Annotated in this window: 25 protein-coding genes; 11 read left to right on the top strand and 14 right to left on the bottom strand. The window is 71.4% G+C overall.

Annotation, left to right across the window (positions count from 1 at the left end; translation table 11 throughout):
• Window positions 1-157: 157 nt before the first annotated feature.
• The 5 genes from AB0I73_RS02760 to benA all read right to left on the bottom strand — a co-directional run bounded on the left by AB0I73_RS02760 (window position 158) and on the right by benA (window position 6,732).
• A complete protein-coding gene (locus AB0I73_RS02760; RefSeq protein WP_363033061.1) occupies window positions 158-2,926 on the bottom strand; it encodes an AAA family ATPase in 2,769 nt (922 codons plus the stop codon).
• Between the two features lie 42 nt (window positions 2,927-2,968).
• Entirely contained in the window at window positions 2,969-3,754 is a 786-nt protein-coding gene (benD, locus tag AB0I73_RS02765; protein WP_363033063.1) for a benzoate diol dehydrogenase BenD, read from the bottom strand.
• The gene (gene benC, locus AB0I73_RS02770) at window positions 3,751-4,782 is read right to left on the bottom strand and encodes a benzoate 1,2-dioxygenase electron transfer component BenC (RefSeq protein WP_363033065.1); all 1,032 of its coding nucleotides are present in this window, start codon (window positions 4,780-4,782) and stop codon (window positions 3,751-3,753) included. The genes benD and benC overlap by 4 nt, the downstream gene beginning before the upstream one ends.
• A gap of 100 nt (window positions 4,783-4,882) precedes the next feature.
• Complete coding sequence (benB, locus tag AB0I73_RS02775; protein ID WP_363033067.1) at window positions 4,883-5,389, bottom strand: benzoate 1,2-dioxygenase small subunit; 507 nt, start codon at window positions 5,387-5,389, stop codon at window positions 4,883-4,885.
• Window positions 5,386-6,732, bottom strand: coding sequence for a benzoate 1,2-dioxygenase large subunit (gene benA / locus AB0I73_RS02780; RefSeq protein ID WP_363033069.1), 1,347 nt, complete (start codon window positions 6,730-6,732; stop codon window positions 5,386-5,388). Before benA ends, benB begins: the two co-directional genes overlap by 4 nt.
• A gap of 252 nt (window positions 6,733-6,984) precedes the next feature.
• Here benA and AB0I73_RS02785 point away from each other — a divergent pair, with 252 nt between their 5' ends.
• The 4 genes from AB0I73_RS02785 to catC are packed head-to-tail and all read left to right on the top strand — an operon-like array spanning window position 6,985 to window position 10,206.
• On the top strand, window positions 6,985-7,920 hold the full coding sequence (locus AB0I73_RS02785; RefSeq protein ID WP_363033071.1) for a LysR substrate-binding domain-containing protein: 936 nt from the start codon (window positions 6,985-6,987) through the stop codon (window positions 7,918-7,920).
• Window positions 7,917-9,020: an enolase C-terminal domain-like protein gene (locus AB0I73_RS02790; RefSeq protein ID WP_363033073.1), complete on the top strand. Its 1,104-nt coding sequence runs from the start codon at window positions 7,917-7,919 to the stop codon at window positions 9,018-9,020. The genes AB0I73_RS02785 and AB0I73_RS02790 overlap by 4 nt, the downstream gene beginning before the upstream one ends.
• Before the next feature lie 25 nt (window positions 9,021-9,045).
• Window positions 9,046-9,903 (top strand): catechol 1,2-dioxygenase, encoded by an 858-nt coding sequence (gene catA, locus AB0I73_RS02795; protein ID WP_363033075.1) that lies wholly within the window; start codon window positions 9,046-9,048, stop codon window positions 9,901-9,903.
• A 6-nt stretch (window positions 9,904-9,909) separates the two neighbouring features.
• Window positions 9,910-10,206 carry a muconolactone Delta-isomerase gene (catC, locus tag AB0I73_RS02800; RefSeq protein WP_363033077.1) on the top strand — a complete coding sequence of 99 codons (297 nt, stop codon included), beginning with the start codon at window positions 9,910-9,912 and terminating at the stop codon, window positions 10,204-10,206.
• Between the two features lie 238 nt (window positions 10,207-10,444).
• Here catC and AB0I73_RS02805 read toward each other — a convergent pair whose 3' ends face one another.
• The gene (locus AB0I73_RS02805) at window positions 10,445-13,237 is read right to left on the bottom strand and encodes a SpoIIE family protein phosphatase (protein ID WP_363033079.1); all 2,793 of its coding nucleotides are present in this window, start codon (window positions 13,235-13,237) and stop codon (window positions 10,445-10,447) included.
• 306 nt (window positions 13,238-13,543) lie between these two features.
• Between AB0I73_RS02805 and AB0I73_RS02810 the strand changes: the two genes are divergently transcribed.
• Window positions 13,544-13,798: a hypothetical protein gene (locus tag AB0I73_RS02810; protein WP_363033081.1), complete on the top strand. Its 255-nt coding sequence runs from the start codon at window positions 13,544-13,546 to the stop codon at window positions 13,796-13,798.
• Between the two features lie 50 nt (window positions 13,799-13,848).
• Here the strand turns inward: AB0I73_RS02810 and AB0I73_RS02815 are convergent, their stop codons facing one another.
• On the bottom strand, window positions 13,849-14,610 hold the full coding sequence (locus AB0I73_RS02815) for an IclR family transcriptional regulator (protein WP_363033083.1): 762 nt from the start codon (window positions 14,608-14,610) through the stop codon (window positions 13,849-13,851).
• Window positions 14,611-14,749: 139 nt separating this feature from the next.
• Between AB0I73_RS02815 and AB0I73_RS02820 the strand changes: the two genes are divergently transcribed.
• The gene (locus AB0I73_RS02820; protein WP_363033085.1) at window positions 14,750-15,718 is read left to right on the top strand and encodes a GlxA family transcriptional regulator; all 969 of its coding nucleotides are present in this window, start codon (window positions 14,750-14,752) and stop codon (window positions 15,716-15,718) included.
• A 23-nt stretch (window positions 15,719-15,741) separates the two neighbouring features.
• Entirely contained in the window at window positions 15,742-16,377 is a 636-nt protein-coding gene (locus tag AB0I73_RS02825) for a DJ-1/PfpI family protein (RefSeq protein WP_363033086.1), read from the top strand.
• 277 nt (window positions 16,378-16,654) lie between these two features.
• On the opposite strand, the gene AB0I73_RS02830 is transcribed toward AB0I73_RS02825, so the two are convergent.
• Window positions 16,655-17,539 (bottom strand): LysR family transcriptional regulator, encoded by an 885-nt coding sequence (locus AB0I73_RS02830; RefSeq protein WP_363033088.1) that lies wholly within the window; start codon window positions 17,537-17,539, stop codon window positions 16,655-16,657.
• 83 nt (window positions 17,540-17,622) lie between these two features.
• Between AB0I73_RS02830 and AB0I73_RS02835 the strand changes: the two genes are divergently transcribed.
• From AB0I73_RS02835 to AB0I73_RS02845, 3 genes are read left to right on the top strand one after another with little or no spacing between them, the layout of a single operon-like run.
• Window positions 17,623-18,828 carry a thiolase family protein gene (locus AB0I73_RS02835; RefSeq protein WP_363033090.1) on the top strand — a complete coding sequence of 402 codons (1,206 nt, stop codon included), beginning with the start codon at window positions 17,623-17,625 and terminating at the stop codon, window positions 18,826-18,828.
• On the top strand, window positions 18,825-19,496 hold the full coding sequence (locus tag AB0I73_RS02840) for a 3-oxoacid CoA-transferase subunit A (protein ID WP_109381631.1): 672 nt from the start codon (window positions 18,825-18,827) through the stop codon (window positions 19,494-19,496). The genes AB0I73_RS02835 and AB0I73_RS02840 overlap by 4 nt, the downstream gene beginning before the upstream one ends.
• Window positions 19,493-20,182 carry a 3-oxoacid CoA-transferase subunit B gene (locus AB0I73_RS02845; RefSeq protein ID WP_363033092.1) on the top strand — a complete coding sequence of 230 codons (690 nt, stop codon included), beginning with the start codon at window positions 19,493-19,495 and terminating at the stop codon, window positions 20,180-20,182. The genes AB0I73_RS02840 and AB0I73_RS02845 overlap by 4 nt, the downstream gene beginning before the upstream one ends.
• A gap of 92 nt (window positions 20,183-20,274) precedes the next feature.
• Here AB0I73_RS02845 and AB0I73_RS02850 read toward each other — a convergent pair whose 3' ends face one another.
• The 5 genes from AB0I73_RS02850 to AB0I73_RS02870 form a co-directional block, all read right to left on the bottom strand.
• Window positions 20,275-20,787: an ATP-binding protein gene (locus AB0I73_RS02850; RefSeq protein WP_363033094.1), complete on the bottom strand. Its 513-nt coding sequence runs from the start codon at window positions 20,785-20,787 to the stop codon at window positions 20,275-20,277.
• Window positions 20,788-20,987: 200 nt separating this feature from the next.
• Window positions 20,988-21,920 carry a hypothetical protein gene (locus tag AB0I73_RS02855; protein ID WP_363033096.1) on the bottom strand — a complete coding sequence of 311 codons (933 nt, stop codon included), beginning with the start codon at window positions 21,918-21,920 and terminating at the stop codon, window positions 20,988-20,990.
• 70 nt (window positions 21,921-21,990) lie between these two features.
• Window positions 21,991-23,130, bottom strand: a complete 1,140-nt coding sequence (locus AB0I73_RS02860; RefSeq protein ID WP_363033098.1) for a DUF3696 domain-containing protein — start codon at window positions 23,128-23,130, stop codon at window positions 21,991-21,993.
• Window positions 23,123-24,274, bottom strand: coding sequence for a DUF262 domain-containing protein (locus AB0I73_RS02865; protein WP_363033100.1), 1,152 nt, complete (start codon window positions 24,272-24,274; stop codon window positions 23,123-23,125). The genes AB0I73_RS02860 and AB0I73_RS02865 overlap by 8 nt, the downstream gene beginning before the upstream one ends.
• Window positions 24,275-24,730: 456 nt before the next feature.
• Window positions 24,731-24,892, bottom strand: coding sequence for a hypothetical protein (locus tag AB0I73_RS02870; protein WP_363033102.1), 162 nt, complete (start codon window positions 24,890-24,892; stop codon window positions 24,731-24,733).
• Window positions 24,893-25,044: 152 nt separating this feature from the next.
• On the opposite strand from AB0I73_RS02870, the gene AB0I73_RS02875 reads away from it, so the two are divergent.
• Window positions 25,045-26,439, top strand: coding sequence for a Mucin-2 (locus AB0I73_RS02875; RefSeq protein ID WP_363033104.1), 1,395 nt, complete (start codon window positions 25,045-25,047; stop codon window positions 26,437-26,439).
• A gap of 106 nt (window positions 26,440-26,545) precedes the next feature.
• Here the strand turns inward: AB0I73_RS02875 and AB0I73_RS02880 are convergent, their stop codons facing one another.
• Entirely contained in the window at window positions 26,546-26,833 is a 288-nt protein-coding gene (locus AB0I73_RS02880) for a hypothetical protein (RefSeq protein ID WP_363033106.1), read from the bottom strand.
• Window positions 26,834-26,912 lie beyond the last annotated feature (79 nt).

Raw genomic sequence — 26,912 nt, forward strand, 5'->3', positions numbered from 1 at the left:
GTGCGGTCCGGCGGCCGGGGCATCCGCCGGACGGCGGATCACCGCGGGCTGACCTGCCCGGCACGGCGACAACGAGGAAGGCACGCCCCCTTGAATCCGCCCCCTGAGGGCCTACCGGGCCCACGAGGCCGAGGTCGGTTGCTTCGGCCGATGGGGATCAAGGTGTCGAGGTGCCCGATGGTTCCTTGAAGCGGGCCGCGAGTTCGCTGCGGGAGCGGATGCCGAGCTTCGAGTAGATGTGGGTGAGATGGTACTGGACCGTCTTCACCGATATGTACAGCTCCAGCGCGGCCTGCTTGTTCGTCGCGCCCGTGGCGACCAGGCGGGCGACTGCCTGTTCCTGGGCCGTGAGGCGGGACATGCCCGGGGTGGCCCGGGCGGCGGTGTGGACGCCGCCCGCCTGGAGTTCGCGGTCGCAGCGTTCGACGTAGGTGCGGGCGCCCAGGGTGACGTAAGTGTCGCGGGCGTTGGCCAGGACGGTGCCGGCCTCGCGGCGTTTGCCGGCGCGGCGCAGGGTCTGGCCGTAGGAGAAGTTGACCCTGGCCCGGTCGTAGGGGAGCGGTAGTGGTTCGAGGCGGGTGAGGGCCCGTTCGAACTGGGTGCGGGCGGTGTCGATGTCGCCCCGCGCCCCGGTGAGCCGGCCCCGGGCCAGACCCAGGCGGGCCAGGGTCGAGCGGTGGCCGCGGCGGGCGGCGAGTTCCTCGCAGGGGACCAGGAAGGCCTCGGCCTCGTCCAGTCGGCCGGTCATCACCAGGGCGTTGGCGTACACCCCCTGCCAGGGCCAGAACCCCGGCTCGTCGACCGAGCGGCGGGACGGCAGCTGGGCGAGGGGGGCCAGGGCCTCCACCACGCGGTCGTACTCGCCGCGCGCCTCGGCGACCTGGGCGCGGGCCAGGCAGGCCGGGACGAGCATGACCTCGTACTGGTGTGGAGCGGCGGCCCCCGCGTTCAGGTGCCGCTCGGCCGCTTCCCAGTCGCCGCGCAGGGCGTGGATCTCGGCGGCGGTCCAGTGCACCAGCGGGCGGACGAGTTCGATGCGGACCTCGGCGAGCCGGGCGGCGGCCCGCTCCACCGTCTCCAGGGCCTCCGTCCAGGCCCCCAGTGCGAACTGCGTACGGGCCAGCCAACCCTGGGCCCACAGGGAGATGCGGGTGGACCCCCGCCGGTAGCCGGTGGGTACCGCGGCCTCGAGCCGGCGGCGGGCGGCCTCCGGGACGTCCAGGGCGAGGTCGATCCAACCCCGCCCCAACTGGAAGCGTTGTGGCTGGGCACCGCCGGGCAGCTGGGCCGCGGCCGCCTCGTACGCGGCGACCGCCTCCTCGGGGCGGCCGCTCACCGCGAGTCCGAGGCCGAGGACGGCCTCGGACTCGATGACTGAGGGATCGTCGGGACCGTCGGGGCCGGCCAGTTCCACGGCCCGGCGGGCCCAGGCCACCAGGGCGTCCCCGTCCCAGCGGCCCAGCGCGTGCAGCACCCGGCGCTGGCAGATCCGGGCCGTCAGCTCGGGGTGCAGCCGCCGGTCGCACTGGTCCCAGGCCCGGGTCAGGAACGCCTCGGCCTCCGAGGGGCGCCCGCGCATGATGGCCAGATAGCCCAGCACGACCTCGCGCAGGGTGCCGGCCGGGAAGCTCTCCAACTCCCCGGCGAACACCGCCGCCTGCGGTACGTCGCCGGCGGCGACCATGGCGTCGACCGCCCGCAGCAGCCGGTCCTCGCGGGCGGCGCGGTCGGGGCTGAGACGGCTGGCGCGGACCAGGAGGTCGGCGACGGCCGACCACTGACCGGCGCGGGCGTGTTCGCCCGCGAACCGGTCGAGTTCCCCGGCCAGCGTCTCGTCGGACGTCGTCGTCGCGGCGACCTGGTGCGCCAGTTGCCTACCGCGGTCCTCGGTGCCGGCCGCGGCACCGCGGTGCAGTTCGGCGCGGCGGGTCAGGCCCATCGTGGTCAGGACGGCGGCCCGGACCAGCGGGTGGGTGACGGACAGCAGCATCCGGCCGGGGTCGACGGTGGCGGTCAGCAGTCCGGCCGTGCGGGCCTCGTCCACGGCGGGCAGCGGATCGGTGACACCGGCCAGGACGGCGGCCTCGGACAGCGCGGCATCGTCGCCCAGCACGGCGCACGCCTGGACCAGCAGTCGCGCCGCCTCGCCGCAGCCGGCCAGCCGGTGCCGGACCACCGAGGTGTGCCGGGCGGGGGCGGGCAGCTCGGGACGCCAGTCCTGCCAGGTCTCACGGGGCAGTTCGCGTAGCAGCTGGACGGTGTGGCGGGGGTTGCCCCCGGTGTGCCGGCCCAGGTGGCGGGCGGCGGGCAGTGCCAGGGTGAGGCCGCAGGTGTCGTGGGCCAGCGTCCTGACCCCCTCGGGGGACAGCGGGCCGGGGCGCACGGCGTCGTCACGGCAGCCGTCGAGGAACTCCAGGGTGCGCAGCACCGACGGGGACGGCTCCTCGTGAGGCCCCGTCACCTCGTGCATCTCGTCCCGGGCGACGAGGACCACGAGGACGCGCTCGTCGGCCATCCGGCGTACCGCGGACCGGAGCGCGCGCAGGCTCTCCACGTCGGCCCAGTGGGCGTCGTCCACGACCACCAGCAGCGGGGCGTGTTCCTGGCGGGCCGCCCACCGACGGTGCAGCAGTCGGCCCGTCTCCAGCACCGACCGCGGGGCGTCGTCGTCGGCGCGCAGCAGCTGCCGTGCGACGCCCAGCGGCAGGTCCGTCTCCCAGGAGACGCCCGCGACGCGCAGGACCGCGCAGGCCTCTCGTGACCCCAGCACGTGATCGACCAGAGCCGTCTTGCCGATGCCCGCCGCGCCCTCGACGAGTACGAGGGAGGGCCGGCCGGCGTGGGCGGCGTCGATCGTGCGGGTCAGCGCGGCGCACTCGCCGACCCGCCCGACCAGACGCCGCTGCTGCTCGGGGCGGTCATCCATGGACCGGCACGCTAACACCGTGCTCCGCACCACGTTCAGCCCTCACCCCAGGTCCCCGCCGGCGACGGGCAGGACGGTGCCGGTGATGTAGGACGCCTCGTCGGAGGCCAGGAAGCAGATCGCCGCGGCCTGCTCGTCGAGGGTGCCGTACCGCTTCATCGGGGAGGACGCGACGGTCTGGTCGATGTGCGCCTGGAACCACTGCTCCTCCCGCTCGGTACGACGCGGCGGCGTCCCGCGCGGAATGCGGCGCGCAGGCGCGTCGGTGCCGCCGGGGGCCGTGGCGACCACCCGGACGCCGGCGTCCGCGTACTCCAGGGCGAGGGAGGCGGTGAGGGCGTTGACCCCGCCCTTGGCCGCCGAGTACGGGATGCGGTGGATGCCGCGGGTGGCGGCCGAGGAGACGTTGACGATGGTGCCGCCGCCCTGCGCGACCATGGTGGAGAGGACGGCCCGGCAGCACCACAGTGCCGGGAGCAGGGAGCGGGTCACCTCCGCCTGGACCTCCTCGGCGGTGAACTCGGTGAACGGTTTGAACTGGATCGCCCCGCCCACCGTGTTGACCAGGACGTCCACGCCCCCGAGGGCGGCGCGGGCCCGGCCGAGGGCGTCCTCGGCCCCCGGGTACGTCTCCAGGTCGGCCGTCACCGCCTCGGCCCTCAGCTCGGTGGCGGCCTCCCGTACCAGATCGGAGCGGTCGACCAGGACCAGCGCGGCGGACTCGGCGGCCAGCCGGCGGGCCACGGCCAGTCCGATTCCCTGTGCCGCACCGGTGACCACGGCCCGCTTCCCGGCGAACCGGTCGGTGTGGATGGTGGCCGTGCTCATGCCGCCTCCGCGGTCGCGCGCACGGTGGCCGGGGTGAACTTCTCGTAGTGGAAGCTCGCCGGGGTCACCCCGAGGGCGGTGATGTGGCCGCGTACCGCCTCGACCATGGCGGGCGGCCCGCACAGGTAGACATCGACGTCACCGTCGTGCAGGGTCGAGGAGTCGATCAGGCCGGTGACGAAGCCCTTGTTGCGGGCACTGCTCGCGGCGTCGGCGACGCAGTGGTCGAAGGTGAAGCCGGGGATGACCTCCGCGTAGTCCTCCAGGGTGTCCAGATGGACGAGGTCCTGGTCGGTGGTGACGCCGTAGAGCAGGTGGACGGGGTGCGCCGGAGGTTTCCGCGCCAGCTGCTCCAGCATCGACAGCAGCGGGGCGAGGCCCGTGCCGCCCGCGAGCAGCAGGGCGGGCCGGACCGTCTCACGGAGGTAGAAGCTGCCCATCGGACCGGTGAACTCGACCCGGTCGCCGGCCCGGACCCGCTCCGCGAGGTAGCCGGACATCGCGCCGCCGGGGACGGTGCGGACCAGGAACGACAGCTGTTTCTGCGTCGGTCCGGAGCTGAAGGAGTACGAGCGGGTCTGGTCGGTGCCGGGCACGGCGATGTTGACGTACTGGCCGGGGAGGAAGTCCAGCGCGTCGCGGTCGTCCACGTCGAGCGCGAACTCGACGGTGGTGGCCGAGTGCTGCTTGACGGCGGCGACGGTGGCGGTGTGCGTGGCCGGGCCGGTCTTCGCGGCGGCCGAGGTGGCGGGGATGCGCAGGACGAGGTCGGACCGCGGCGTCATCTGGCAGGGCAGGCAGTGGCCGGCCGCCGCCTCGTCCTCGGTCAGCGCCTCGTCGATGTAGTCGCCGCCGTCGTAACCGCCGGACTCGCACAGCGACTTGCAGGTGCCGCAGGCCCCGTCGCGGCAGTCGAGGGGGATGTTGATGCGGGCCTTGTAGGAGGCTTCGGCGACGGTCTCGTCCGGGCGGCACTCGATGAACCGGGTGATGCCGTCCTCGAAGTTCAGGGCGACCTGGAAGGACATGCTGCTGCTCGTTTCAGGTTGCGGGGCGGGCGGCCGGGGCCGCGTGTACTGGTTGGGGGTCCGGAGCCGTGCTCACGGGCTGTGGGGGCCGGAACCGCGCTCAGAGGTGGTAGATGTCGACCACGTGGTGCACGCGGTCGTTCTTGAGGACGACCTTCTTCCGGGTGATCAGCGGCTCGGACCCGGAGACGTCGAGCGTGTAGAACGACGTGCCGAAGTACGTGTCGGTGTGCTGGTAGCGGTAGTAGAGGGTGAACCAGTTGAACCGCACGTCCACCCGGTCGCCGTCCGTGCCGGTGATCTCCACGTTGGTGATGTTGTGGCCGGTGCGCGGCTCGGGCAGGCTGGTGGCGCTGGAGCGGTCGGTGCGGATGCGGAAGACGCGGTCCTCGAGGCCGGCCCGGCTCGGGTAGTAGATCAGCGAGATCTCGCGCTGCGGGTCGGTGGTGAGCGTGTCGTCGTCGGCCCAGGCCGGCATCCAGAACTCGGAGTCCGGGTGGTAGCACTCCAGCCACTTCTCGAACTCGCGGTCGTCGAGGTGGCGGGCCTCGCGGTAGAGGAACCGGCGAATGCCTTCGAGGGTGATCGACTCGGTCGCCGTGGTCACTTCGCCACCCCCAGGGCCTTGCGCAGGGTCTCGACCCAGTAGCCGTGCTGGATGGGGTAGAGCCCCTCGTCCTCGGTGCGGACACCGCTGGCGAGCGGATGGATGCCGATGCGTTCGGCGTCCTCGTCGGGGCCGTCGACGCGGTGCACGGCGCCGCGGCTGAAGTCGTTCCAGGGGGCGGCGTCGGCCCGGTACGTCTTCTGGCAGGAGCGGAACTCCTCCAGGTCGTCCGGGGTGGCCATGCCGGTGGCGTTGAAGAAGTCCTCGTACTGCCGGATGCGCCGGGCGCGCGCCTCGGGCGCCTCGCCCTTGGGGGCGATGCAGTAGATGGTGACCTCGGTCCGGTCCACGGAGATCGGCCGGAAGTGCCGGATCTGCGAGCTGAACTGGTCCATCAGGTACATGTTCGGGTACAGGCACAGGTTGCGGGAGACGCCGATCATCCAGTCGGCGCGCTCCGGTCCGACCCGCTCGGCCAGCTCGTCGCGCCGGTCGTACAGGGGACGGTTCGCGGGGTCGAGCCAGTGTGTCCAGAGCAGCAGGTGGCCGTGGTCGAAGGAGTAGTAGCCGCCCTTCTGCTTGGCCCAGCCGCCCGCGTCCATGGTCTTCGTGTCGTTCTTCGACTCGCCGGAGGTGCGGCGGGCCTGGGTGGCGGCGTAGTTCCAGTGGGTGGCGGAGACGTGGTAGCCGTCGGCGCCGTTCTCCGCCTGGAGCTTCCAGTTGCCGTCGTAGGTGTACGTGGAGGAGCCGCGCAGCACCTCCAGGCCCTCCGGGGACTGGTCGACGATCATGTCGATGACGACCGCGGCGTCCCCCAGGTGCTCGGTGAGCGGCTTGACGTCCGGGTTCAGGCTGCCGAAGAGGAAACCGCGGTAGTTCTCGAAGCGGGCGACCCTGGTCAGGTCGTGCGAGCCGTCCTTGTCGAACTGCTCGGGATAGCCGGCCTCCCGCGGGTCCTTGACCTTCAGCAGCCGGCCGCTGTTGCTGAACGTCCAGCCGTGGAACGGGCAGGTGAAGGTGGTGCGGTTGTCGGTCTTGCGACGGCACAGCATCGCCCCGCGGTGGCTGCACGCGTTGACCAGGCAGTGCAGCTCGCCCTGCTTGTCACGGGAGACGACCACGGGCTGACGGCCGATGTGGGTGGTGAAGTAGTCCCCGACCTCCGGGATCTGGCTCTCGTGCGCCAGATAGACCCAGTTGCCCTCGAAGATGTGCCGCATCTCCAGTTCGAAGAGCTCCTCGTCGGTGAACACGCTGCGGCGTACCCGGTACACACCGTTGTCGGGGTCCTCCTCGAGAGCGTTCTCGAGGAGGGTCCGCGCCCGGCTGAGGTCCTCCGTCATGGTCCGTCCCTCCGCTGCTTTCCGTGTCCCGCCGACCGGTGACTCCGGTCGGCAACGGCGTGTGACGGCCGCTTTGCAGCACCATGGCAGCGCGGTGAAGAGTCGGCCCCAGGCATTTCCCCAGGGTTGACCCAGGGGGGTATTGATATCTCGGCCGTCTCAATGGCCTGGAACCAGGTATTTGTGTGGTATGGGAATGGCTCCCTACGCTGGGGCTGCCCGAAGCCCCCGGTAATAGAAAGGGGCGACTGGGTGGAACTCAGGCATCTCCGGTATTTCGTGGCCGTCGCCGAGACCCGGCATTTCGGAAAGGCCGCGGAGCGGCTGCACATGGCCCAGCCCCCGCTCTCCCAGGCGATCCGTCGCCTGGAGACGGAACTGGGAGTGGAGCTGTTCACCCGGACCACCCGGCAGGTCGCGCTGACCGGCGCCGGCGAGGTGTTCCGCACCGATGCGGAGCGCGTCCTGGCGGCCGTCGACGAGGCGGTCGCCCGGGTGGCGCGGTTCGCCTCGGGTGCCGAAGGCGTCCTGCGGATAGGCCTGACCGGTTCCGCCTCGTACCGACAACTACCCGCTCTCGCACGGCTGATGAAGCGCGAGATGCCCCAAGTGATGCTGGAGGTGCACACCGAGATGCTCACGCCCGCACAGGAAGCGGGGCTGATCGAACGCCGCCTTGACATCGGCGTCCTGCGGCCCCCGGTCCGCCAGGAAGGCATCGAACACCGCGCCATCGCCACCGAGCCCCTGGTCCTCGCCGTGCCCGAACAGCACTGGCTCGCCGAGGCCGACACCGTCCGCGTCGAGCAGTTGCGGCACGAGGACTTCGTCCTGTACGGGGCCGGCCTCGGCTCCGTCGTCAACGACGCCGTCGTCCGCACCTGTCTGGCTGCCGGCTTCTATCCGCACCGCGCCTACGAGGTCACCGAGACCTCCGCCGCGCTGGCACTGGTCGCCGCGGGCCTGGGCATCGCGGTGCTGCCCGACTCGATCCGCTCCGCGCCCCGCGAGGGCGTGCTGTGCAAGGAGATCGAGGACGCGCTGAGCGTCCGGCTCGACCTCGCGTGGCGCCAGGACGACACCTCGCCGCTGCTGCGGAACCTGCTCGGCGTGCTGGAGCGCAACCACGTGTTCCTCGAAGGGCTCGAAGGGTTCGAAGGAACCGGAAGATCCGAAGGAGTGGCATGAAGATCGCCCGGGTGGAGGCCATTCCCTTCGCCATCCCGTACACGAAGCCCCTGCGCTTCGCCAGCGGTGAGGTGCACACCGCCGACCACGTCCTGGTCCGGGTGCACACCGACGACGGCCTGGTCGGCACCGCCGAGGCGCCGCCGCGCCCGTACACCTACGGCGAGACACAGGAGTCGATCGTCGCGGTGATCCGCCGGATCTTCGAGCCGCAGATCCTCGGACTGACGCCGCTGGAGCGGGAGACGGTCCACGAACGCCTCGACCGCACCGTCGGCAACCCGACCGCCAAGGCCGCCGTCGACATGGCGCTGTGGGACATCCTCGGCCAGCTGGCCGGACTGCCGGTGTCCGGACTGCTCGGCGGCTACACCGACCGCATGCGGGTCAGCCACATGGTGGGCTTCGCACCCGCCGACGAGATGGTCGCCGAGGCCGAACGGATCCGCGACACCCACGGCATCACCACCTTCAAGGTGAAGGTCGGCCGCCGGCCCTACGCCGACGACGTGGCGGCCTGCCGGGCCCTGCGTGAGGCGCTCGGCCCGGACGTCGAGCTCTACATCGACGGCAACCGGGGCTGGACCGCGCAGGAGGCCGCCCGTGTCCTGCACGAGACCGCCGACCTCGGGCTGACCTTCGCCGAGGAGCTGTGCCCCGCCGACGACGTACTCGGCCGGCGCTGGCTGGTCGCCCGGAGCCCGGTGCTGTTCATCGCCGACGAGAGCGCCACCAGCGCCGCGGAGGTGACCCGCGAGGTCCTCGGCGGCTCCGCGACGGCCATCAGCGTCAAGACCGCCCGCACCGGCTTCACCGCCTCCCAACGTGTCCTGCACCAGTGCGAGGGGCTGGGCGTACCAGTGGTGATGGGAAATCAGATCGACGGCCAGATCGGCACGTTGTGCTCGGTTGCCTTCGGCGCCGCACACCGCTCGGCCTGCCGCCACGCCGGCGAGCTGTCCAACTTCCTCGACATGAGCGACGACCTGCTCACCGAGCCACTGACCATCGAGAACGGCACCCTGCGCGTGCGTGAGGGCGCCGGACTCGGCATCGAGATCGATCCCGACAAACTCCACCGCTACCGCCAGGACCACTGAGCCACGATTTCGAGGGACGAAAACCATGACCGAGACCATCGCCGAGCAGCAGGCCACCGCAGCCGGCTCCGGAGCCGCCGCCACCGAGCAGTTCCGCGCCCGGGTGAGCGCCGGCGACGTCCACACCGACACCGCGCGTGTGGACATGCTCGCCACCGAACTGCTCACCGCCGCCCATGACATCGTCCGCCGCCACAAGGTGACGTACGACGAGTACAACGCCCTCAAGGCGTGGATGATCCAGGTCGGCGAGGACGGCGAGTGGCCGCTCTTCCTGGACGTGTGGGTGGAGCACGCCGTCGAGGAGGTGGCAGGCGAGCACCGCGAGGGCAGCAAGGGCAGCATCGAGGGTCCGTACTACGTGGCTGACGCCCCGCGTCTGCCCGCGGAAGCCACCCTGCCCATGCGGGACGACGAGAAGGGCACCCCGCTGCTCTTCCAGGGCCAGGTCAGGTCCGTGGACGGCACCCCGCTCGCCGGCGCGACGGTGGAGATCTGGCACGCCGACGACGAGGGCTTCTACTCACAGTTCGCACCGGGTCTGCCCGAGTGGAACCTGCGCGGCACCGTGGTCGCCGACGACCAGGGCAACTTCAGGATCAACACAGTGGAGCCCGCTCCGTACCAGATCCCCACCGACGGCTCCTGCGGCAAGCTCATCGCCGCCGCCGGCTGGCACGCCTGGCGCCCGGCGCACCTCCACCTGAAGGTGTCGGCACCGGGTCACCAGCTCATCACCACCCAGCTGTACTTCAAGGGCGGCACCCATGTCGCCGACGACATCGCCACCGCCGTCAAGCCCGAGCTGATCCTCGACCCCACCCCGGTGGAGGGCGGCGCCGGCCGCGAGGTCACCTACGACTTCGTTCTCGACAGGGTGTGATCCACCGTGCTCTTCGCCGTACGCATGGACGTCGACATCCCCCGTGACCTGGACCCCGAGGTCCGCGGGGATCTGGTGGCCCGGGAGAAGGCGTACTGCCGGGACCTGCAGAAGTCGGGGGAGTGGGCGCACATCTGGCGGTGCGTCGGCCAGTACTCCAACCTCAGCATCTTCGACGTCGCCGACAACGAGGCACTGCACCGCATCCTGTGGAACCTCCCGCTCTTCCCCTTCATGACGATCGAGGTCACACCACTGGCCCAGCACCCGTCCGACCTCGCCGCCGACGAGGCCGTGGTCTGAGGCAGAGGTGCTCCCTCACGGGCCGCGCCCTCGTCCTGGAGCGTGGGTGACCAGACCCGAGCCCCGGTATCAGGGAAACCCCCTGCGACCGGGGTTCTCGGGCCTCGGCCTGCCGTGACGACCCCGCAGCCGGCCCCCTGGCCGACACCGCCGGGATCGCTTCCGTCCGCGGCAGCGGGGCGCGGCGGCACGGACACGTCGAGAGCCCGGAAACGGCGGTGAACAGGCCGTGCAGAGGTCACAGGGTCGCGTCGGACCACTGGTCGAGGACGTCGTCGCCGGTCAGGGCGGCGCCGGGTTCGCCCGCCATGCCGTCCAGTTGCTGCTCGGCCCAGATCACCTTGCCGGTGGGCGTGTACCGGGTGCCCCAGCGTTCGGCGTAGCGGGCGACGAGGAACAGGCCGCGTCCGCCCTCGTCCGTGGCCGCCGCCTGGCGCAGGTGGGGCGAGGTGCTGCTGCCGTCGGAGACCTCGCAGATCAGGCGGCGGTCCCGCAGCAGGCGGACGTGGATGGGGACGGTGCCGTAGCGGATGGCGTTGGTGACCAGTTCGCTGAGGATGAGTTCGGTGGTGAAGCCCGCCTCCGTCAGGTCCCACGCCGCCAACTGCCGGGTGACGTCGGCGCGGACGCCGGACACGGCGGCGGCTTCGGGGGGCACGTCCCATCCGGCGACCCGCTCGGGGTCGAGCACCCGGGTGCGGGCGACCAGCAGGGCGATGTCGTCGTTCCCGCCGTTCGGCAGGAGGGCGTCGAGCACCGCGTCGCAGGTCTGCTCGGGAGTCCGGTCGGGGTGGGACAGCGCGCCGCGCAGGATCTCCAGACCGACGTCGATGTCCCGGTCGCGGGTCTCGATGAGCCCGTCGGTGTAGAGGACGAGCTGGCTTCCCTCGGGCACCTCGAACTCCGCGCTCTCGAAGGGCAGGTCGCCCAGGCCCAGCAACGGGCCGGCCGGCACGTCGGGGAAGGTCACGGTGCCGTCCGGACGGACGAGGGCGGGTGGCGGGTGGCCGGCCCGGGCCGCGCTGCACGTGCCGGAGGCCGGATCGTAGACGACGTACAGGCAGGTGGCTCCGATGAGTCCCTCATCGTCCCCCTGGTCCGCCCGCTCCCGGTCGATTCGGGTCACCAGGTCGTCCACCCGGGCCAGCAGCTCGTCCGGCGGGAGGTCGAGGGCGGCGAAGTTGTGCACCGCGGTACGCAGCCGCCCCATGGTGGCCGCCGCGTGCAGACCGTGCCCCACCACGTCCCCGACCACCAGTGCCACCCGGGCGCCGGACAGTTCGATGACGTCGAACCAGTCCCCGCCCACCCCGGCCTGGGCCGGCAGATAGCGGTGGGCCGCCTCCAGCGCGCTCAGGTCCGGCAGGTCACGGGGGAGCAGACTGCGTTGCAGGGTGACCGCCATCGCGTGCTCGCGGGTGTAACGGCGGGCGTTGTCGAGCGCCACGGCGGCCCAGGCGGACAGCTCCTCGGCGAACAGCACATCGCTCTCGTCGTACGGCTCCGCCCGCTCCGAGCGCCAGAAGTCCACCGAGCCCAGCACCGTGCCGCGGGCCCGCAGGGGTACCGCGATCAGGGAGTGGAAACCGTGTCCCAGGAACTCCTCCGCGCGGTCGGGGGCCAGCGTCCGCCATCCCTCGGCGGTGCTCAGATCCGCCTCCAGCACCGCGCGGCCGCTCTGCACGCACCGTGCCTGCGGTGTGGCGTCGGGGAAGCGAACCGTTTCGCCCACCGCCATCAGCGGCAGGCCGTCGTGGATGGTGCTCAGCCCGGCCCGTCGCATGACGGTGTGCCGCCTGGTCGGCTCCTCGCCGTGCAGCACCTCCTCGGCCAGGTCGACGGTGACCAGGTCGGCGAAGCGCGGAACCGCCACCCCGGCCAGTTCGTGCGCGGTGCGCTCCACGTTCAGGGAGGAGCCGATCCGTGCCCCCGCGTCGTAGAGCAGGCTCAGGCGCTCCCGGGAGGCCTCGGCGCGACCGGACAGGGCCCGCAACTCCGTGGTGTCCCTGAGCGTCACCACGCTCCCGGCGCTCCCGTTGCCGGGCCCCGCGCTCCGCTTGTTGACCGCCAGCAACCGGTCGGCCGTGGGAAGCACCTCGTCGGTGGCCGTCCGCTCCGAGGTCAGCAGCTCGACGACGCCCGGGCTCAGCGCGAGGTCGGTCACCTGCCGCCCCTCCGCGTCCGGCGGCAGGTCCAGCAGCCGCCGAGCCTCGTCGTTGGCCAGCACCAGCCGCCCGTCACCCCCTACGATCAGCACCCCCTCCCGCACCGCGTGCAGCACCGCGTCGTGGTGGTCGTACATCCGGGTCATCTCCACCGGACCGAGACCGTGGGTCTGCCGCAGCAGCCGCCGGCTCACCAGAGCGGTGCCGCCCGCGCAGATGGCCAGGGCCACGCCCGCGGCTCCCAGGATCACCGGGAACTGCTGGGCCGCCATGCCCGCCACCTTCTGGACCGTGATCCCGACCCCCACCGAGCCGACCGGCGTCCCGTCGGGCTCGGTGACCGGGGCGTACCCGACCACCGAACGCCCCTTGACCGTCTCGACGGTCTGCGTCCGGGGGGAGGTCAGCGGCTTGATCGGGCCGGTGACGGCCTTCCCGATCAGCGAGGGGTCGGGGTGCGTGTAGCGGACCCCGTCCTTCGAGTACACGACGACGAGGTCCACGTCGGTCGCCCGCTCGACCCGCTCGGAGAGCGGCTGCAGGACCTCGCTGGGGTGGGGACCTGTCATCGCCGCCAGCGTCTGCGGGGAGTTCGCGAACGTCGTGGCGATGGCCACGGACCGGGTCTGGGCCTCGTGGGTGCTGTCCCGCCGGGCCTGGAACACGAGGGCGACCAGCGCGGCGGTGATGATCAGGGTCACGACCAGGACCTGAAGCACGAACACCTGGCCGGCCACGCTGCGGACCCGGAGCAGGGACCGCAGCCGTCCGGGGGGCTGCGCCTGCCGGGAACCCCCGCCGCGCCGGTCCCGCCGCCGGGCCGACCCGGCGCGTGCGGCCCGGGGCCCGAACAGGCGGGATGACATGGGGAGAGGGCGACGGGGGTGTGTGGTCACTGCATCGTTCGCCTCCTCGGCAACGGTGCCCCGGCCGTGCATGACCACCCGTCCGCCGGTCGGTCGCCCGTCGGGGAGGACCGGCGGTGCGCGGCCTCCGCGGCGTCGCGTCCGGCGAGCGGACACCGGGACCATCGACCCGGACGTTCTTCGCATTCCTCGCGAACGAGTCAACGGTACCCGCTCATCCCCGGTCCGGTTGCGGAACGGCTGCGCGCGGAGGGCGCCACGCGCCACAATGCGGCTCAGGAGCGACACCACGGCAGGGGGAAAGCCATGGCCGGCCAACGAGAGTTCCAGACAGCGGTCAGAGTCGAGAAGGCGCGGATCTGGTTCGCCTGGGCGTCCGGCGGTTCCGTCATGCTGGCCGCCGCCCTCGCCACCCAGGACACCCGCGTCGTCGGCGTCGCCACCCAGGACACCCGCGTCGTCGGCGTCGGCATCGCGTTCACCGTCACCGCCGTGCGGATGACCGACCGGCTCGACCGCAAGGCCGAAGCGGCCCGCCGGAACGCCCTCGGGGGCCTCTGACGCAGGGCCCCTGACTCGAAGGAGGAAACGGGCCGACCCGTGGCCGGGGCTCAGTCGGCGACCTGCCCCGTGAGGCTCCGCCCGATGCCCCGGGCCGCCACCTGCAGGGCGCTGACCAGCCGTGCCCGGTCGCGTTTGAGGCTGGGGGCGACGATGCCGAGCGCCGCCACCACCGCGCCGTCCGACCGGATCGGCACGGCCACCGTGCACGCGCCCAGGCTCATCTCCTCCACCGTCGTGGCGTAGTCGTCCTCGCGCACCTTCTTGAGCTGGCCGCGCAGCAGTCCCGGGCGGCTCACCGTATAGGGGGTGATCCGGGGGAGGTCGGCGAGCACCTCGTCCTGGACCTCGGCCGGAGCGTGCGCGAGCAGCACCTTGCCGACCCCCGTCGCGTGCAGCGGCAGGCGGGAGCCGATCGCGCTGACCACCGGCACCGAGGCGTGACCGGAGAGCCGGTCGACGTACAGCGCCTGCAGACCGTCGCGCACCGCGAGGTGCACGGTGGCGAGGGTCGCGCCGTAGAGGTCGTGGAGGTACGGGGAAGCGATCTGCTGCAGCCCGGTGTGCACCGGCGCGAGCAGGCCGATGTCCCACAGCCGGCGCCCGACGACGTACTCCCCCGACGCGGTACGGCTCAGCGCACCCCACGCGGCGAGCTCGCCGACCAGCCGGTGCGCGGTCGGGACCGGGAGGTCGGCGCGGGCGGCGAGCTCGGTGAGACTGAGCCGCCGGTGCCGTCCGTCGAAGGCCCCCAGGATCGCCAGCGCACGACTGGTCACGGAACGCCCGGGCCTCGCGGAATTGCCTGCCATGCCCGGCATCCTTCCGCTGAGCGGAAACGAAGACAACCCCGGCGCCGTCTCCACGGCCCCCGGCAGCGGCCCCGGGGCGGCAGGAAAGGTGGGCTGCTCGTCATTGCGGCCATTTGGCTCCCCGCCGAGGATGAACGCCATGACGAGGAGATCGGTGCTGGTGGTCGTCTTCGACGACGTGCAGAGTCTCGACGTGACCGGCCCCCTGGAGGTGTTCACGGGGGCGGGGCGCCACAGCGGGGACCCGTACGAGATCCGTACCGCCTCGCTCGACGGTGCTCCGGTCCGTACCTCTAGCGGTCTCACCGTCGTCCCGGACCGCGCACTGGGTGAGGTCGAGGTGCCGCACACCCTGCTCGTCCCGGGCGGCAACGGCACCCGTCACCCGGCTCCCCGGCTGATCGACTGGCTTCGGGAGCACGCCCGCGACGCCGAGCGCATCGTCTCCGTGTGCAGCGGCGCGCTGCTGCTGGCCGAGGCCGGCCTGCTCGACGGCCGTCGGGCGACGACCCACTGGTCGGTCTGCGACCACATGGCCAGGACCTACCCGGCCGTGGACGTCGACCCCGACCCGATCTTCGTACGTGACGGCCGGATCGCCACCTCGGCCGGAGTCACCGCGGGCATCGACCTCGCGCTCGCCCTGGTCGAGGAGGACCACGGCAGGGACACCGCGCTCGCCGTCGCCCGACATCTCGTCGTCTTCCTCCGGCGTCCGGGTGATCAGGCGCAGTTCAGCGCCCAACTCGCCGTCCAGACCGCGCGGCGCGAACCCCTGCGGAAGGTCCAGCAGTGGATCACCGAGCACCCGGACGGGGACCTCTCCGTCGAGAGCCTGGCGGAGCGCGCCAACCTCTCCCCCCGGCACTTCGCCCGCACCTTCCGCTCGGAGACCGGGACGACACCCGGCCGGTACGTCGAGCGCGTCCGCCTGGAGCACGCCCGGCGTCTCCTCGAGGACACGGCCGACGGCGTCGGGCAGGTCTCCCGCGCCAGCGGCTACGGCACACCCGAGGCGATGCGCCGCGCCTTCGTGAAAGCCCTGGGCACCGCGCCGGCCGAGTACCGCCGGCGCTTCCGCCCGTCCACATCACTTGAATCCGCCTGAATCCGCCCGCTGAAAGGCAGACGATGCAGATCGCGATTGTCCTCTTCGACCGCTTCACCGCGCTGGACGCGGTCGGCCCGTACGAGATGCTCTGCCGCATACCCGGTGCCGAGACGGTCTTCGTCGCGCAGCGCCCGGGCCCCGTGCGCAACGACCGCGACGACCTCGCCCTCGTCGCGGACCACGGCCTCGACGACCTGCCGGCCCCCGACATCGTCGTGGTGTCCGGCGGCCCGGGGCAGACCGCCCAGATGGAGAACGAGACGCTCCTCGACTGGCTGCGCACCGCCGGCGCCACCAGCACCTGGACGACCTCGGTGTGCACGGGCTCGCTCCTGCTCGCGGCGGCAGGGCTGCTCGAAGGCCGCCGTGCCACCACGCACTGGCTGGCGCTCGACAGCCTCGCCGCGTTCGGCGCCGAACCGACCGGCGAGCGCGTCGTCACGGACGGCAAGTTCGTCACCGCGGCCGGAGTCTCCTCCGGGATCGACATGGCCCTCACCCTGGTCGGCAGGGTCGCCGGTGACGCACACGCGCAGGCCGTCCAGCTCGGGACCGAGTACGACCCCCAGCCGCCCTACGACGCGGGTTCACCCCGAAAGGCCCCCGCAGCACTCGTCGACAAGCTCCGCGCCGGGAGCCGCTTCATCCTCCGTTAGGGCCTGTCCGGCGGATCCTGCCGCAGACGCGGGGTCCGGCACGCCCTCCCTCGAGCTCTTCGAGCAGGGGGGACCCCCAGCGGCGTTGCCGTCACTCTTCCCCACGCTCGGCTGCTCCTCCACCCTCGACTTCACCCGAGCGGGAGGGCCCCATGAGCAGGAGGATCCCCCCATCGCCCTCACTCACCCGCGCTGACAAGGCACCGCCGGTTTCCTGCGACCTGATCCGCCGGACAGGCCCCAGGCCGCGTCCGGCGGGCGGTCCCGGACGCGCCTCTCAGCCGCGGACGCAGTCCTCGATCACCGAGGCGACCTGCTCGGTCGCGGCCGAGACGCGGTGCGTGCGCCGGGCCAGCACCAGCTCGACGGACTCGGAGCCGGTGAGCGGTACGTAGGTCACGCCCTCGAGGCTCAGGCTCTGCACCGACTGCGGCACGAGGGCCACGCCGTGTCCCGCCGCGACGAGGACGACCAGGGTGGCCGTCTCGCCGATCTCGATGAGCGGATCGGGCCGGAAACCGGCCCGCCGGCAGGCGGACAGGACCCGGTCGTACATCGAGGACCGGGACTGCGAGGGGTGGATGACGAACGGCTCGTCGGCCAGGGCCTTCAGCGGGATGCTCGGCCGGCCGGCCAGCCGGTGGTGGGCCGGCAGCACGGCCACCAGCGGCTCGGACCGCAACGGCGTGGTGCGGATGTTCTCCTCCGACACCGCGCCCCGCAGGACGGCGAGGTCGAACGTGCCGGAGAGCAGGCCCTCGACGAGTCGCGGGGTGAGGACCTCACCCCGCAGGTCCAGGGTGATGCCCGGCAGCTTCGCCCGTACGGTGCGGGCGACCTTCGGCAGGACGTCGTAGGTGGCCGTGCCGATGAAGCCGACCGAGACCCGGCCCGCGTGGCCGGTGGCGAGCTCCCGCAGGTGGATCCGCGCGCGCTCCTCCTCCGCGACGAGGGTGCGCGCGTAGTCGGTGAGGTGACGTCCGGCCTCGGTCAGTTCGACGCGCCGGGTGGACCGGTTGAACAGCGAGACGCCCAGCTCCCGCTCCAACTGCTTGACCTGCTGGGACAGGGCCGGCTGCGCCACGTGCAGGCGGGCGGCCGCGCGCCCGAAGTGGCACTCCTCGGCCAGGGCGAGGAAGGAGCGGAGCTGACGGAGTTCCATACCCCCATTCTATAAGTGCTGCTTATGAATCAATGCAGACTAGGTCTTGGACATGATGAAAGGGGCCCTCGTACTGTGGGGGCGTGAGCGACAGTTACCTTTACGCAGCAGCAAGAACGCCTTTCGGTAAATTCTCAGGCGCCCTCGCCGAGGTCCGGCCCGACGACCTTGCCGCGGTGGCTGTCACCGGGGCCCTGGCCAAGACCCCCGCACTCGACCCGGCCGAGATCGGCGACGTCGTCTGGGGCAACGCCAACGGCGCCGGCGAGGACAACCGCAACGTCGGCAGGATGGCCGTCCTGCTCGCGGGACTGCCCACCTCGGTCCCCGCCACGACCGTCAACCGGCTGTGCGGCTCCTCCCTGGACGCCGCCGTCATCGCCTCCCGCGCCATCGAGACCGGCGACGTGGACATCGTGCTCACCGGCGGGGTCGAGTCGATGACCAGGGCCCCCTGGGTCCTGCCCAAGCCCTCGCGCGCGTTCCCCGCAGGGGACGTGACCGCCGTCTCCACCACGCTCGGCTGGCGGCTGGTCAACCAGCGCATGCCCAAGGAGTGGACCGTCTCCCTGGGCGAGGCGAACGAGCAGTTGGGCGACCGCTTCACCATCGCCCGGGAGCGGCAGGACGAGTTCGCCGCCCGCTCGCACAACCTCGCCGACGACGCCTGGAACGCCGGCTTCTACGACGATCTGGTGGTGCCCGTCGTCACGGACCGCAAGGGCACGACCGTCACCCGGGACGAGGGGATCCGCCCCGGCTCGACCGCCGAGAAGCTGGCCGGGCTCAAGCCCGTCTTCCGCCCCGACGGCGTCATCACCGCGGGCAACGCCTCCCCGCTGAGCGACGGCGCCTCCGCGGTCCTGCTCGGCTCGGGCGAGGCCGCCGCCCGCATCGGCACCGACCCCCTCGCCCGCATCGCCGGCCGGGGCGTGTCCGCGCTGGACCCGCAGCTGTTCGGGTACGCCCCCGTGGAGGCGGCGAACCGGGCGCTGAAGGGCGCCGGGATCACCTGGTCCGACGTCGCCGCCGTCGAACTCAACGAGGCCTTCGCCGTCCAGTCGCTGGCCTGCGTGGACGCCTGGGGCGTCGACCCGGAGATCGTCAACGCCAAGGGCGGCGCGATCGCGCTCGGCCACCCCCTGGGCGCCTCCGGCGGCAGGCTCCTGGGCACCCTGGCCCACCGGTTGAAGGAGTCGGGGCAGCGCTGGGGCGTCGCCGCCATCTGCATCGGAGTCGGCCAGGCGCTCGCCGTGGTCCTGGAGAACGTCTCGGGAGGCAACCGATGAACACACAGCTGTGCGACCACGCGGACGAGGCGGTGGCCGGGATCGAGGACGGCTCGACCGTGCTCGTCGGAGGGTTCGGCATGGCCGGCATGCCGGTCGACCTGATCGACGCCCTCATACGCCAGGGCGCCAAGGACCTCACCGTCGTGTCCAACAACGCCGGCAACGGCGACACCGGACTGGCCGCGCTGCTGGCCAAGGGGCGGGTCCGCAAGGTGATCTGCTCCTTCCCGCGCCAGGCGGACTCCTGGGTGTTCGACGAGCTCTACCGGGCGGGCCGGATCGAGCTGGAGGTCGTCCCCCAGGGCAACCTCGCGGAACGGATGAGGGCGGCCGGAGCCGGCATCGGCGCCTTCTTCTGCCCCACCGGGGTCGGCACGCTCCTCACGGAGGGCAAGGAGACCCGCGAGATCGACGGCCGCACCTACGTGCTGGAGTACCCGATCAGGGGCGACGTCGCGCTGATCGGCGCCCACCGCGCCGACCGCATGGGCAACCTCGTCTACCGCAAGACCGCCCGCAACTTCGGTCCGGTCATGGCCACCGCCGCGACCACGGTGATCGCGCAGGTCCGCGAGATCGTCGAGACCGGCGAGATCGATCCCGAAACCGTCGTGACCCCCGGCATCTACGTCGACCGTGTGGTCAAGGAGGCAGCCACCGCATGAACGCGACCAGCCGAGCGAAGAACGACCAGGGCCCGCTGAACGGCCGGGGTCCGCTGAGTAAGAACGAGATGGCCGCCCTCGTGGCGCGCGACATCCCCCAGGGCGCCTTCGTCAACCTGGGCATCGGGCAGCCGACCCTCGTCGCCGACCACCTGCCCGCCGACTCCGGTGTGGTCCTCCACACCGAGAACGGCATGCTCAACATGGGGCCCGCGGCGAAGGAGGGCGAGGTCGATCCCGACCTGACGAACGCGGGCAAGATCCCGGTGACCGAACTGCCGGGAGCCGCCTACTTCCACCACGCCGACTCGTTCGCGATGATGCGCGGCGGCCACCTGGACATCTGCGTCATGGGCGCGTTCCAGGTCTCGGCCACCGGTGACCTGGCCAACTGGCACACGGGGGCGCCCGACGCCATCCCCGCCGTCGGCGGGGCCATGGACCTGGCGATCGGCGCCAAGAAGGTCTACGTGATGATGACGCTCTTCACGAAGGACGGCGCTCCCAAGCTGGTGCCCGAATGCACCTACCCGCTCACCGGACTGCGCTGCGTCGACCGTGTCTACACGGACCTCGCGGTCTTCGACGTCACCCCCCAGGGGCTCAGGGTCACCCAGACCTTCGGCACCACCCTGGACGAACTCGCCGACCGCCTCGACGTACCCCTGCTCCCCGCCGAGGCGTGAGCCCCGGACCGACGGCCCGCCCGCACCCCGACGGCCTGCCCGCACACCGCGGGCAGGCCGTCGCGCGCTCTGACGCACGGAGGGTACGCGAGTCACTGCGGGATCTTGTGCGTGGGTGAATGGCTGGTGGGAGGGCGGTGCACCTCGGCCCAGACCGTTTTTCCCGGGGCGTTGTGGCGCGGCATGAAGCTCCAGGCGTCGGCAAGGCTCGCTACCAGCAGCAGCCCTCGGCCGGACTCGGCATCGACGGAGGGTTCGTGGGGTGAGGTCGAGGGGAGCCGTTCGGTACAGGTGTCGGACACCTCGACGCGTAGGGTCCCGGCGTCGGCGGTCAGCCGGACCTCGAAGTCCCGGCCCGATACTCGACCGTGGGTGACGGCGTTGGCGGCGAGCTCGGCGGTGATGAGCGTCAACGTCTCGTTCGCCGTGGACGTGTAGGGATGCCCCCACACATCGAGCCGGTCCGCGACCAGGTGGCGGGCGAGGCGGGCACCTCGCGGAGTCGAGCTGAAGCGCATGGTGAACTCGTCCGTCGTGGTGCCCACTTCTGCCGTGCCACGCTGTGCGGTCACCGCCGTGGAGGTGGGTGAGTGCTCGCTGTTCATGGCGTCAACGCTGCCGGGCGCACCCTGATGTGCCCAGGTCCGACGCGCACACAGCGAGGCGCCGTGGGCGGCGTCGCGGTGCGTGTGTGCGGCAGTGCGTTCGTGGATCTACTCTCCGTACTCCCTCAGCAGTTTGTTGAGATTGCGGATCTTTTCCACGTCTCCCCTCGGTAGGGGGATCGCTGCTGGTGACGTCTGCTTCAGAGATGGCGCCCGATGTGGGCGATGCGGATGGCCTTCTCCTCGTGGACGAGCCGGAAGTAGATCCGGCCGGCTCCACGGTTGAGGTTCCCGTGGAGCTCGAAGCAACGGCTCACGCCGTCCTGGTCGTCCCAGAACCGGTTCCTGCGGGCGTTCTCGTGTTCCGGCCTGATGTTCGGGGCTTCCCAGTGCGGTCCGGCGGGGGAGGTGACCGGGTCCCATCCGGCCGCGCTCGCCTGAAGCTGGCGGAGCAACTGGCGCGCGCCTTTGAACCACCTCGGGTCGAGGTTCTCCAGATCCTCCTGTACCCGGTCGAGGAACTGGAGGTTGGGGAAGAAGTCCGCGTGCCCTGCCCAGAGTTCAGCTCCATTGGAGACACGGTCCAGCCCTTCCAGACGCCCCCATTCCTCGTGTTCGCCGAGGTGTTCCTTCTGGGAAGCGTGCCGAATCATCTCCAGGTACTCGTCGGCGACGGTCTCCCCGGTCTCGGGGTCCTCCGACAGTTCCTCGATGTGGAGTTCCAGCCAGGCCGTGTCCCAGTCCGGGGCGAGCGGCAGGCTCACGGCGAGGCCGTCGACCATCTGTGCAGCACCGAGCCCATGGACGTCGACCCCGTTGTGCCGGTGCCAGATGTCGTCCCGGTCCGGTGCCGCAGCGTCATGAAGGGCGGCCGTGAAGGTCGTGCAGCGGTCGCGCATCCGCTGGATGAAACGGTGTTCGTCCCTGTTGCGGGCGTCGTTGCGCCACTGCGCGTAGTAGTAACCGTCGGCGAGTTCCGCCTGGTCCAACGGGCTCTGTGTGGCGAGGCTGATGTCACGCCAGCGCCGTAACTCCCGGAGCACGTCCACGAAGGTGCGCATGCCCGCGGCGACCTTGTCGCGCCCGCACTTCGTCGCACAGGACTGTTCGTTGAGAAACACAAGCAGCGGCACGCCCCACCCCATTCTTGTTCCGCGCCGATGGCCCCGCCCCCGGGGCGCTTCGATGACTCCGTGCGCCTGCTCAGTCGAGCAGCTGCTCGAGGGAGTTCTCCCACTCGTCGAAGAAGCCCTCGGGCCATTCGGAGAGCCGTCCGTCCGCCCCGATGACCGGGCTGACGACCTCCGAGGTCTGATCCTTGCGACGGAAGTAGTGCACGGCGGTCGCGTCGGCGCTCAGCAGCCCCTGCTTGACGCGGAGCCGCAGCCCGTTGAGCACATGGTCGCTGTGCGTCTCCATCACGATCTGCGCCCCGCTCGCCGCCGCCGCGCTCGCCAGGTACGCCATCCAGGTCTGGCCCTGCGGATGCAGGTGCGCCTCCGGGTTCTCCAGCAGGATCAGCGTCCCCGGCTTGGCCGACAGGCAGGCCACGACGATCGGCAGGACGTAGGTGAGTCCGAAACCGACGTTGGTGGGACGGAAACTGTTGGAGGCCAACGCGCCGGAGCCGAAGCTGTAACTGAGGCGGACTGCGTCCGTGCGGGCGATGTCCTCCGCCTTGAGGGTCACCCCCGGGCAGAGCTTCTGCATCCACGCCTGAGTCTGCCCGAGGAGGCTGCCCGAGGAGGTGTCCGAGAGGACGAGCGGGCCCGCCGCGACGGGTTCGTCCTGGTGAATGCGCAGGTAGTTGACGGTGTGCTCGCCGTGTGCGCCGAGGAATCCGCGCGTGGTGACGGCGTGGTGCGAACGGGGGTAACTGACCTGCGGCGAGACCCGGTCCGCCTTCAGGTACTGGAAGCCCGGCCCGAACAACGTCGGCAGCAGCACGGACGGTTCGACGGACGTCGTGACGATCTCCGAGTCCTCCTCCTGAAACAGTTCCAGGTGGTCGGCCTCACGCTCGTAGAGCGCCGTCCATTGTGCCGTCGCTCCGTCGCCCCGTACGGCGAACGCGATGTGCGGCCCCGTATCGTCGTACGACTCGTGCCGGACATCCCGTCCGGTACCGAGTTGGACCAGCTCTTCGTTGAGGAGCAGCCCGGCGTCACGGTCGCCGACGGGGGCGAGGTCACCCGACTCGTACGACTGCCGGAGCAGGGCGAGGGACTGGAGCACGGAACTCTTGCCCGAGGAGTTCAGTCCGGTCAGCAGGGTGAAGGGGGCCAGACGCAGCTCCTGGTACGCGAAGGCCTTGAAGTTGGTGAGAGTGAGCGACTCAAGCATCCGTGGACTCCAACACCTCTCGGAACAGGTCCTTCATGGACTGGAAGCGGTAGTTGATTTTGTTGGCGTCGCCGGTGCCGGAGGAGATGGCGTCGTAGAAGGCCGGGTCGTCCATCAGTTTCCGGAACCTCTCCTGGAGGATCGGTGCCCGCGCGCACAGGACGTCGATCTCCTGAGAGGTGCACCTCTCCACGATCACCGCTTGGGTCTCGAACAGGGCCTTGTTGATGGGGTACCGGCGGCTGACTCCGCTGAACTGTTTGCGGAACGCCTGATCTCCGAAGATCCGCCCGCAGTTCACCATCGCGAGGTAGAAGCGTCGCTCCAGCTCTGTCAGCGCTTCGTCCGACAGGGCGTTGATGCGGTGCATGGCTTTGCGGAGGAAGCCGTCGAAGTCCTGCGTGACATACCGCTCGGGAGGAGTCATCGCGAACGCGAGGAAGCGCAGGCACAGTTCGCGCTCTGCCATACGGGCGGGGGAGACGCTGCGAGCCGTCGCCGTCAGGAAGAACTCGCTCTCCGCCAGCGTGGCCAGCAGTTTGCGCGCGGAACCGGGGATCAGGGCGTGTCGCAGTTCCTGCCGGGTGAGCGGCTGGCCGCCGGTGTTGATGCGCGCGAAGATGTTGAACTTGGCTTCTTCGGGGGTGCCCCGCCGGATCACCAGCACGGACAGTTCGGTCTCCATGATGCGGGTCTGCATCCGTCCGGGCAGGTCCTCGAAGCGGCTGCCGTTGAACTGGGTGAGGTACTCGAGTTCCCCGAGTCGAAGCGGTTTCAGACCGGCTGCCTCGGGCTTGACGAAGCTGACGATGGTGGTGAGCCGTTGCACCCCGTCGACCACGGACCAGGACTCGTCGTCCTCCTCGGCCACGTAGAGCGTCGGCAGCGCGATGCGCAGCAGGAGCGACTCGATCAGTCGGCTCTGCGCCCTCTCGTCCCAGATCCCGGACTTCCGCTGGAAGTCGGGCTGCAGGTCGATGAGATCCCGCTTCAGCCGTTGGATGACGAGGTCGACCGTCGGGTTACGGGGATGGACCTCGATCAGTTCCGGGTCGAACGGAGTCCGCCCGGCTTCACCGATGTCCTCGGCTTCGATACCGGTGCTGCGTCCGGTGTCGGTGAACTCGACCGGTGGTTCATCCACCCGGGGTGCTGTGTGCTCGGTGGAGGGAACGTCCGGCGACTGTTCCGGCTCCGGCACGGGGGCGCTGCCGACCAAGATGTTCCCCTCCGCATACGTACCTGCCGCCCATGACTCGAACGTGTCCGTACGGTAGCTGATCGACTACGGTCGGCGCCCTGCGTTCCGTCCGGGAGGCGCCGACTCTTCGGAGTGGGCCCCGGCCGGACTCAGCGTGCGATACCGCCATGGTGGGAGCAGGTGCCACAGCCGCTGGACCCGGAGACCCAGCCGTCTCGGCACGGGGTTCCGGGGAACACCGGCGTGGGCGTGGGCGCCGCGAGGCCGGGCTGCGCCGGCAGGGTGGGGACGCAGATTGCGTCATGGGCGGTTACCCTTCCCCCTTACCGCGCATGGCCCAGATCCCGCTCATTCCCGCCCAGTGGAGCGCGTCATGGCTGTCGTCGACACCCGACTCGTTCAGACTGCCGTCATCGGCACGAAGGACTCGGACCAGCCCGTCATCCTCCCCGCCTTCACCCGGATGATCAGGGCGAGGTCCTCGTCGCTGTCGACCGTGACACTCCGGCCGACGAACCCCTGTTGTCGAGCCTCATCGTCGTGGGAGACGGTGAGATCCATCCTTTGTACCGGCACGTGGCTTTCTCTCTCGACCGGGGCGTCTCCCCGTCAGATGAGGCTCTCCGGAGGGAGTGGACCGTAGACGTGCTGCGCCCACGAGCGCTGTGGAAGCACCGGTGAGACACCAGAGCGACGGGTCGGGGAGCTGAGACATGGGCGCCTTCCACTCCTCCGCGCTGGACGGAGTCGCCGCCAACCCGGCCCTCCCCACACCGCTGCTGCTGCGGCTGATCGCCTTCGACGGCGGGGGCCACGGCCCGCCCGTCCAAGCCCTCCACCGACCGGGGCTGCCCGAGCCGGCCGTGGCAGCCGTCCTCACCCACCCGGTCCTGAACGTGCGAGTCCGGTTCGCGATGAGCGGCCAGGCGGAGCCCGAGCAGCGGGCCCGGCTCGCGGACGACCCCTCGCCCCAGGTGCGGGCCGCCGTCGCGAACGGACCCGAGTGGACCCACGATCCCCGGAGGAAGGTCCGCCCGCTGCCGGACGCCGTGTGCGGGCGTCTCCTCGAAGACCCCGAACCGTCCGTCCGCAGCGAGCTGTTGCACTCGCCCCACTTGCCGCCGTCCTTCCTCGCCTCCCTGGCCGGGCATCCCGATCCGGCCGCACGACGTGCCGCCCTGCGCGTCTGGGACGAACTGACGGCGGACGGGCGCGCCACACTGCTCGACGACCCCGACCCCGAGGTACGGCGGTCGGCCGCGCTGTGCGCGTGTCCGCACGACGCACGGCTCACGGCGGCGCTGCTCCGCGACCCCGCCGCCCGGCCCGAGGCGCTGCGCCGGGGGCTTCTCGACCGCGCGGACGCCGAGCGGTTCCTCGCCGAGGGCGTCCACCTGGCCGAGCTCGCCGGTAATCCGTCCCTGCCGGCCGACCTCGTGGACCGGCTCGCCGTCGACCCCGACGAGGGGGTGCGGCTCGCCGTCTCCCTCCGGTCCGAGCTGACCGAGGCCCGACGCGCCGCGATCGACTTCACCGTGGCCCCGCACGCCCGGGGTGACGTGGACTGGGTGGCGGCCGGCATCGCCGATCAGGACGTGCTGCACCGGGCCGCGGCCTCCGCCCATCCTCTGCTGCGCCGCGCCGCGGCCCGCAGTCCCCATCTGCCCCCGGATCTCCTGCGGCTTCTGGCCGAGGACGCGGACGTCCTCGTGCGCACCCACCTGGCCGTGTACCACCCCGACACCCCGGAGGAGGTCCTGATGAGCGTGTACGCACGGCTCGGCGGGACGTTCTCCGCCTGGATGGCGACCGGCCACCCCCGCTTCCCCCGCGAGGGGCTGGCCGCCCGCTACGCGGACCATCCGGACGGGATCCACCGGCAGTTGGCCGTCCGCGACCCCGCCGCCGGCCCCGATCTGATCGAGCGGCTCAGCCACGACCCGGACGTCCGGACGCGCCAGGCGGCGGCCGGCGACCCGCGCCTGCCGCTTCCCCGCCTCCTCGAGGCCCTCACTCTGCCCGAGCTGGCCTCCAGCGCGGGTGCCAACCCGGCCCTTCCCCCGGGTGAGATGGCCGTGGTCATGGACGAGGCCGGGGTGCCCGGCTGACGGCGGGCACCCCGGCCTCACCGTGTGCTTGAACGGGCGTCCGCCACCCGCGAAGGGCCGACACCGCACCCCTTCCGGGGCGGTCGCGCGGGGCTGAGTGTCTGCGTCAGCACCAGCGGGTGCGCGGGCAGTTCCAGCCGCCCCCGCCGCATCCGCCGGACGAGCCCCCGGAGCTGTCCGGCAGACCGTTCGGGTAGATGCTGTCGCGGTTCCGGTCGCCGGGGAACGGGTCGCGGTAGTGGGGGTCGCCGTCGTCGTCCCGGTCCGGCAGGCGGGGACTGTCGTCGTCCTCCCGGTCGAGTTCCGGGCAGCCGTTGTCCGGGTGGGTCAGCTCCAGGGTCACCCAGGTGCCGGTGGTGACGTCCGCGTCCTCGGCGGGGTCGGTGACGCACACACGCCAGTCGTCGTACTCGCCCTCGTCGGGCAGCGTGTCGTTCAGGTACGCCGTGTCCGCACCTCCGACGATCCAGCGT

The sequence above is a fragment of the Streptomyces sp. NPDC050388 genome, from assembly GCF_040655635.1.
Classification (GTDB): domain Bacteria; phylum Actinomycetota; class Actinomycetes; order Streptomycetales; family Streptomycetaceae; genus Streptomyces.

Coding starts and splice junctions, on each gene's coding strand:
- AB0I73_RS02760 (WP_363033061.1), bottom strand. CDS start 2,926: ATGGATGACCGCCCCGAGCAGCAGCGGCGTCTGGTCGGGCGGGTCGGC.
- benD (WP_363033063.1), bottom strand. CDS start 3,754: ATGAGCACGGCCACCATCCACACCGACCGGTTCGCCGGGAAGCGGGCC.
- benC (WP_363033065.1), bottom strand. CDS start 4,782: ATGTCCTTCCAGGTCGCCCTGAACTTCGAGGACGGCATCACCCGGTTC.
- benA (WP_363033069.1), bottom strand. CDS start 6,732: ATGACGGAGGACCTCAGCCGGGCGCGGACCCTCCTCGAGAACGCTCTC.
- AB0I73_RS02790 (WP_363033073.1), top strand. CDS start 7,917: ATGAAGATCGCCCGGGTGGAGGCCATTCCCTTCGCCATCCCGTACACG.
- catA (WP_363033075.1), top strand. CDS start 9,046: ATGACCGAGACCATCGCCGAGCAGCAGGCCACCGCAGCCGGCTCCGGA.
- AB0I73_RS02805 (WP_363033079.1), bottom strand. CDS start 13,237: ATGTCATCCCGCCTGTTCGGGCCCCGGGCCGCACGCGCCGGGTCGGCC.
- AB0I73_RS02810 (WP_363033081.1), top strand. CDS start 13,544: ATGGCCGGCCAACGAGAGTTCCAGACAGCGGTCAGAGTCGAGAAGGCG.
- AB0I73_RS02815 (WP_363033083.1), bottom strand. CDS start 14,610: ATGGCAGGCAATTCCGCGAGGCCCGGGCGTTCCGTGACCAGTCGTGCG.
- AB0I73_RS02820 (WP_363033085.1), top strand. CDS start 14,750: ATGACGAGGAGATCGGTGCTGGTGGTCGTCTTCGACGACGTGCAGAGT.
- AB0I73_RS02825 (WP_363033086.1), top strand. CDS start 15,742: ATGCAGATCGCGATTGTCCTCTTCGACCGCTTCACCGCGCTGGACGCG.
- AB0I73_RS02830 (WP_363033088.1), bottom strand. CDS start 17,539: ATGGAACTCCGTCAGCTCCGCTCCTTCCTCGCCCTGGCCGAGGAGTGC.
- AB0I73_RS02840 (WP_109381631.1), top strand. CDS start 18,825: ATGAACACACAGCTGTGCGACCACGCGGACGAGGCGGTGGCCGGGATC.
- AB0I73_RS02845 (WP_363033092.1), top strand. CDS start 19,493: ATGAACGCGACCAGCCGAGCGAAGAACGACCAGGGCCCGCTGAACGGC.
- AB0I73_RS02850 (WP_363033094.1), bottom strand. CDS start 20,787: ATGAACAGCGAGCACTCACCCACCTCCACGGCGGTGACCGCACAGCGT.
- AB0I73_RS02860 (WP_363033098.1), bottom strand. CDS start 23,130: ATGCTTGAGTCGCTCACTCTCACCAACTTCAAGGCCTTCGCGTACCAG.
- AB0I73_RS02870 (WP_363033102.1), bottom strand. CDS start 24,892: ATGGATCTCACCGTCTCCCACGACGATGAGGCTCGACAACAGGGGTTC.
- AB0I73_RS02875 (WP_363033104.1), top strand. CDS start 25,045: ATGGGCGCCTTCCACTCCTCCGCGCTGGACGGAGTCGCCGCCAACCCG.